The 6,533-nt window shown below is 43.8% G+C and carries 6 protein-coding genes and 1 pseudogene; all 7 read right to left on the bottom strand.

The window, feature by feature from the left end:
• Nucleotides 1-394: pseudogene (locus tag F6J99_RS16035) on the bottom strand (hypothetical protein); the annotation flags it as partial.
• A gap of 636 nt (nt 395-1,030) precedes the next feature.
• Nucleotides 1,031-1,831 carry a type 1 glutamine amidotransferase gene (locus F6J99_RS16030; protein ID WP_293113795.1) on the bottom strand — a complete coding sequence of 267 codons (801 nt, stop codon included), beginning with the start codon at nt 1,829-1,831 and terminating at the stop codon, nt 1,031-1,033.
• A gap of 311 nt (nt 1,832-2,142) precedes the next feature.
• On the bottom strand, nt 2,143-2,265 hold the full coding sequence (locus F6J99_RS45605) for a hypothetical protein (protein ID WP_324610956.1): 123 nt from the start codon (nt 2,263-2,265) through the stop codon (nt 2,143-2,145).
• Between the two features lie 141 nt (nt 2,266-2,406).
• Nucleotides 2,407-2,607, bottom strand: coding sequence for an HNH endonuclease (locus F6J99_RS16020; RefSeq protein ID WP_293113794.1), 201 nt, complete (start codon nt 2,605-2,607; stop codon nt 2,407-2,409).
• A 119-nt stretch (nt 2,608-2,726) separates the two neighbouring features.
• Nucleotides 2,727-3,092, bottom strand: a complete 366-nt coding sequence (locus tag F6J99_RS45600; RefSeq protein WP_365973443.1) for an HNH endonuclease — start codon at nt 3,090-3,092, stop codon at nt 2,727-2,729.
• Nucleotides 3,093-3,162: 70 nt separating this feature from the next.
• Complete coding sequence (gene ltrA, locus F6J99_RS16015; protein ID WP_365973441.1) at nt 3,163-4,404, bottom strand: group II intron reverse transcriptase/maturase; 1,242 nt, start codon at nt 4,402-4,404, stop codon at nt 3,163-3,165.
• Nucleotides 4,405-4,942: 538 nt separating this feature from the next.
• On the bottom strand, nt 4,943-6,499 hold the full coding sequence (gene ltrA, locus F6J99_RS16010) for a group II intron reverse transcriptase/maturase (protein ID WP_293113793.1): 1,557 nt from the start codon (nt 6,497-6,499) through the stop codon (nt 4,943-4,945).
• Between the last annotated feature and the right edge of the window lie 34 nt (nt 6,500-6,533).

Genomic DNA, 6,533 nt, shown 5'->3' with positions numbered 1-6,533 from the left:
TTTCACTCTCATCAAAGATACTACCGAGAGCGCTAGCGGTCAGAAAGTAATAAACAGTGCCTTTGTCATCATAGGTTTGACTCTGAGCTCCAAACTCCTGTGCCTTTTTGTCTAAATACTGTTTGGCTGCAGTTCCAGAAATATCGGCCTTGATCGACAAGTCAATGGGTGTCAGACAGCCTTGGTTATCTTTAATCAGTTGATTGAAGAAGGGATTAACTTTCTTAGTCCACTTCTGCCATTGATATTGCTGCCAAAGCCTGATGATGATAATTAGGGTAAGTATGGCCAGTACTATTGGCCATGCCTTTAGCAACAGAACCATCACCAATGCGACGGGGATGATCAGAATGAGAATTCCAGTGGCACTGCTATCGATTACTTTTCCAGTCATCTGACTTTACGGGGTAGGGAAACCGCGTCTGTCTTGGTGCGCGTTCCCATGGCGAGATCTCTCGCCGGGGTCGCACCGCTTTTAAAGCGCGGAGGAACTACAAAACCAGCGGTTTTAACCGCCGTCAAACCACCCTTTTCAGGGTGAGGGATTTAAAAAATCCCCCAAAACTCCCATTTCTGGGGTTAAGTTTGCCTAGCCAATGTTATCGGTCGGTACTATCCAGATGGCACTGTCTTACCCCTCGTACAACTGTTTAACCACCCGGTTCTAGAGCTTGAGACTGGCACGCATCCCAAGGTAGGAACTTTAACCCTTGCCGATAACGTAGTCCTCGTAAGACTTAGGCTGGTCAGCTACCTAAAGAAAGAGGCTCGTTTGCGTAAGCGTGTGCTTCGCACAAGGCTCCGTCTCTTCAGAGCGGGGTGCTGACATCCCTGTTGACGGATTTACTTGACCTTCTCCCTCGCTCAACCGCTTGGGAGGGGGTATACTTAGTAGTCTATTCGTTTACGAGCCATTAAGGGGCTATCCACTGAAGTCGGGACTGTGGATTATTAGTAATTAGTAGACATTTGTACCATGTCCGATTACCTACTACCCGTAAGAGTTACGACTTCTTGCTAGTAGTCTTAGTTAACTCAGGTTAGTCAGGGCAAGACGTTTAAACATCGCCGCCCGTGCTTTGGTTGCTAAGGTATCATCCAGTGGTTCTAAGGACACTGGTATATGATACTTTTGCTTGAGGGCAGTTTGGATCAGCCAATCAGCAAGAAAGGGGTTTTTCGGTAACAGTGGACCGTGGGAGTAGGTTGCGATCGCATTCCGATAAAATGCTCCTTCTGTGCCATCTTCCCCATTGTTACCATATCCTTTGACCACTTGAGCTAGGGGTTCGACATTACCTAAATAGGTACGACCACCGTGATTTTCAAAGCCAATCACTACTGGATTTTTCCCGAGCATAGCCTTTAAGTCTTGGGCTAAGGGTGATGCAGTAATCTCAAATACCACATTACCAATGCAACGGCGAGCATCTACGCCAGGATGCTTGCTGACCAAATCCAGCAACCCTAATCCCTGAATCCGCTTACCTAGAGCTGGTTCATAGTAGTGACCTAGCAATTGAGGTGAGCCACAGGTAAATACCCCCGGTGTACCTGCTTCAATTTGTTCTTGTAGGGCATTGGCTTTGCTACCTTGTAAGTCTCGCATAACAATTTCTTGCTGTCTATCTTGAGCACCACCACCCATGAAGATATCCACTTTATAGAATTGCTCAGCAGGAGTTTGCTGATCCAGGGGGATGACATTGACTTTAACGCCTCGCCACTGGGTTCGTTGTTGTAAGCAGATGACATTACCGCGATCGCCGTAGGTACTCATTAGGGTAGGGTAAAGCCAGCCTAAAGTTAATTCTAGTTGTTCGGAATTCATTTTGGGTTGAAGGTGATTTGGTTGTTCGCCTTATACTGTCTGCTGAGCAGTTGTGGGAGAAGCTGATCCAAGCTTTTGCTTCCCACCATTGCACTCCAGATTAGAGAATGCTACAGAGCTGGTCAAGTATTGACATCTCCCCCGGCTGAAGCACGGGGGATTCTATAAGGTTGTTAAACCGCAGCGGTTTTCCCGTGCGGTTTCACTACTTATTCGGTATGATTTTTTAAGAGATTTAAAAATGTCATAACGATGTGGGAGTGTCAATGCTCCCCTACCCATCTTGGTTAGATCAAGATCTAACTGTTTGGCTACTTTCCTGGCAATATTTGCAGCTCCATTTGAGTCAGCATTAACCAGGTATCCTTTTTTAGTCCTGTAGAGACCACGTCTGACCCTTTTTCCCGAAGGTTGCCACCCACTGGGTTTTTCACCGTGTTTTGGTAGTGGATCCTCGTCTAAGTAAGGTTAAACTAAGTCGGGGGGTCGCCCCCAGCCGACTCGTCTTCAAAACCGTACGTGACAGTTTCCCGTCATACGGCTCCTCATGAAAGGAATCATTGTCATTGATACCTCTAAAAGGGATTATCATCTAAGTTTGTTAGATTGATTTTCTTTCTGTGTTTTGCATCGTGGCAGTGTAGGTGAAGTAGCTCAAGATTATTGAGTTGGTCGTTTCCACCGTTTGCGCGTGGTATTATGTGGTGTACTTCCATAAAATCCCCGTCCCTGAATATGAGTCCACAATGATTGCATTTCCCTTCTTGCCTTTTCAAAAGTGTTCCCTTATTAAACTAAGCCGGTGAGTCGCCCCACCGACTCGTCTTCAAAACCGTACGTGATAGTTTCCCATCATACGGCTCCTCATCAAACGGAACCATGGTCATTGGTACCTCTACCACGGGTTCTCATCCAATTCCTTGGAGTCGATTTTTGTTCCGTGTTTGACATCGTGGCAATGGAGGTGTAGTAATTCCAGATTTTCATCAAAGTTAGTTCCACCATTAGCGCGTGGTAAGATGTGATGCATTTCCAATTTGTCTCCATCCCTAAAGGTAAGACCACAGTGGGAGCATTTCCCTTTTTGCCTTTTCAAAAGTTTTGCCTTCTGAATGGTATTTTCGGGATGTTTACCCATTCTGAGACTCCAGTAGATTAAATCGCCATCGTAGGGACTTCTGGTTTCTTTGACTTTTTTGTGCCGAACAATAGGTGTTTTGGCATGTTTGGGCAAGTAATTATCTTTCCCGGTCATGAACATCCAGTTGTCTTTCCCGATGGTTCCCCAATATTTCTTGATTACCCAGGATTTCGATTTCTTGGGATGCCTCCTATATCCCCATCAAGGCGAGTTTTTTCCATAGCATATGCCCTAATGTATTGAAGGTTTCCTTACTACAGACTGAACTATAGTAATTACACCATCCTCTTATAATGGGTTTTAGTCGGCTGATTAGAGCCGTTTGCGGGGCAGCTCTGTATTGGTCGATAACTTTTGCGAGCTGTCTGTAATGCTCTAGAACTTTTTCCTTAGATGGTTTGATGATGGTCTTAAAACCTTGTTTTGACTGGTTTTTACCAACCTGATATTGACGGATATTGAATCCGAGGAAGTCAAATCCATCCATGGTATGGGTAATCCTGGTCTTACTTGATTTTAATTCCAAACCCATGTCATTCAACCATATATTGATGATTCTTTGACATTCTTTTACCACGTAATGGTCTTTATGCATTATGACAAAGTCATCTGCATATCGGACTAAATTTAATGCATTCCTATTCTTGGATTTACTTCCCTTCATAGTTTCTGCGAATTGTTTAATCCTTTTTTCCATGCCGTGAAGAGCTATATTTGCCAGAAGGGGAGATATGACTCCGCCTTGTGGAGTGCCCTCTTCTGTAGGTGAGAATGTCCCATTATCCATCACACCAGCTTTTAACCAAGACTTGATTAATCGTCTTAAGGATGGATAAGTATTCAATTTTGTCAGAAGTGCATTATGGTTGATTTTATCGAAACATTTGGCAATGTCGGCATCTAGTACCCATTTAGGTTTTTGGTTGATGCCTGTGAATATTGCTTCAATCGCATCGTGACAGGAGCGTCCTGGTCTGAATCCGTATGAATTGGGTTCAAAGCGTGCTTCCCATTCAGGTTCTAATGCCTGTTTAGTTAGTGCCTGTAATGCGCGGTCATACATGGTCGGGATTCCCAATGGGCGTTTTTCCGACCGTCCGGGTTTAGGAATCCAAACCCGTCTGGTAGGTTTTGCCTTTTTGGAGATTTTGAGGTTGGCTACTAAGGTGAGGCGTTGTCTGTTGGTTAGAGATTTGACCCCATCTATTCCGGCAGTCTTTTTACCTTTGTTCTCCTGGGTGACCCTACGTACCGCTATCATCTTGGCAGTCCAGGACTTCATCAGAGTCTTTTGCAGTTTTCTTACCGCACGGATATCACCACGAACAGAGGCTCGAAATATTCGTTTTTGCAACTTAAATAGGGTCTTCTCTAGCTTGCGCCAGTTAACCTTATTCCATTCCACCGTCTGGAAACCCAGCGTTTTAGACATATTAATTGGTACTTGCAACTATTTCATTTCTGTTTGACGTGAGTCCGTCAGTATATCCTAGACATTACTCTAGACATTAACTTCTGACTCAATCTTTCCCCGGTACGACATGCAGCTAACTACCTACTCAGAATATTCGACCTTTCATCAGAGTACATATCGGGGTTACTTCGTTCCTGATAACCATTCTGTGAACTTTTAGGGTGGTACTATTCACCAGGAATAATTTCGGGAAATCATTATGAAGAGTCAAAACCTCATAATCCATATTCCTTTGACTGTTTGTCTGTAGCGTAATCAACCCATTTCGCTACACGATGATAATGATGATTCAAACGTACCTTTCTCTCGTACCCATGAGTTCTGTGCCTGTTACTAACTTCCCCTGGGTTGGTTCCGCTTCACTGTTCGACCCTTGCATCAATCCATAAGTTCGTTATTCCTAATGAATCAGGGTAGGGCTTTCACTCGGATTTCACGAGGGGTGGATTTTCACCACCATGGTTACCAAGTTGTCATGGTTTAATGTACCAAGCAGCTAATCCCCCAAAGCCTTTATAGGGTTTGGTTTATAGCTAACGAATCGCACTTGACTGGTCATCTCGGGATGCTTTTGCATTCTGGTGTTCCAATATATGAGGTCTCCATCGAAAATACTTCTGTCTCCCTTAACTTTGTTGTGCCTGATTATTTTTGTTTTGGCATGTTTAGGTAAATAATTATCTTCACTTGCCATAAATACCCAGTTATCAACCTTAGGAGCTTCGTACCATTTCTTAGGTTTTTCAACCTTGGTTCCCCAATATTTCTTGTTTACCCAGGTCTTGGATTTGTTTGGATGTCTTCTATATCCCCATCTTTGAAGTTTGTTCCAGAGCATGTTATCCAAATCTGAGAAGGTTTCTTTACTTACAACGCATTTGTTGTAGTTACACCATCCTCTTATTATTGGTTTTAGTTTGCTTATTAAAGCTTTTTGGGGAGCAGCCTTGTGTCGGTCAATGACCTTGGATAGCTTTTCCCAATGCTCTTTCACTCTTTTCTTCGAGGGTTTGATGAGGGTTTTGAATCCTTGCTTAGATTGGTGTCTTCCCGTCTGATATTGACGTACATTAAATCCTAAGAATTCAAAGCCGTTTGAGGTGTGTACCAATCTGGTTTTTGTGGATTTTAGTTCCAGGCCAATTTCTTCCAACCACTTTATGATGATTCTTTGACATTCTTCTACCACTTCTTTGGATTTGTGCATTATGACGAAGTCATCTGCATATCGGATTAGACTTAATGCCGTTTTATTTCTCCGTTTATTTCCGGGTAAGGTTTCGGCGTATTCCTTTATCCTGTTTTCCATTCCGTGGAGGGCTATGTTCGCCAGAAGTGGAGATATTATTCCACCTTGGGGAGTACCTTCGTCTGTCGATGTGAATATTCCTTCATCCATTACCCCGGCTTTTAACCAACCTTTGATTAACCGTTTCATGGATGGGTAGGTATTCAGTTTATTTAGAAGAGCATCGTGGTTGATTTTGTCAAAACATTTGGCAATATCGGCATCTAATACCCATTTGGGCATTTGTTTGATGCTTTTAAATATTGCTTGTATGGCGTCATGACATGACCTTCCTGGTCTGAACCCGTATGAGTTTGGCTCGAAACGTGCTTCCCATTCAGGTTCTAATGCCTGTTTGGTAAGGGCTTGGAGCGCTCTGTCGTATATGGTGGGTATCCCAAGGGGGCGTTTTTCTTTACGACCGGGTTTGTCTATCCATACTCTGCGGGTAGGTTGAGGTCGTTTGTGTATTTTAAGGTTGGCTACTAAGACTAGGCGCTGCTTGTTGGTTAAAGCTTTTCTCCCGTCTATTCCGGCAGTCTTTTTACCTTTGTTCTGTTGTGTTACCTTCCTCACCGCTAGCATTTTTGCAGACCAGGACTTCATCAGTGTTTTTTGTACCCTTCTTACCACGCGAACATCGCCACGCTGAGAGGCTTGATATATCCGTTTTTGCAACTTAAACACAGTTCGTTCTAGTTTTCGCCAATCGACCTGGTTCCATTCTGACTGTGGGGTAAACCCCCGAGCTTTAGACTTCTTCATTGCTACTCATTGCTATATCCTTTCCTTATCACGT

Source organism: Moorena sp. SIO4G3 (genome assembly GCF_010692305.1).
Classification (GTDB): Bacteria; Cyanobacteriota; Cyanobacteriia; order Cyanobacteriales; family Coleofasciculaceae; genus Moorena; species Moorena producens_A.
The sequence above is the reverse complement of the archived record's forward strand: the minus strand, read 5'-3'. Positions and strand labels throughout refer to the sequence as shown.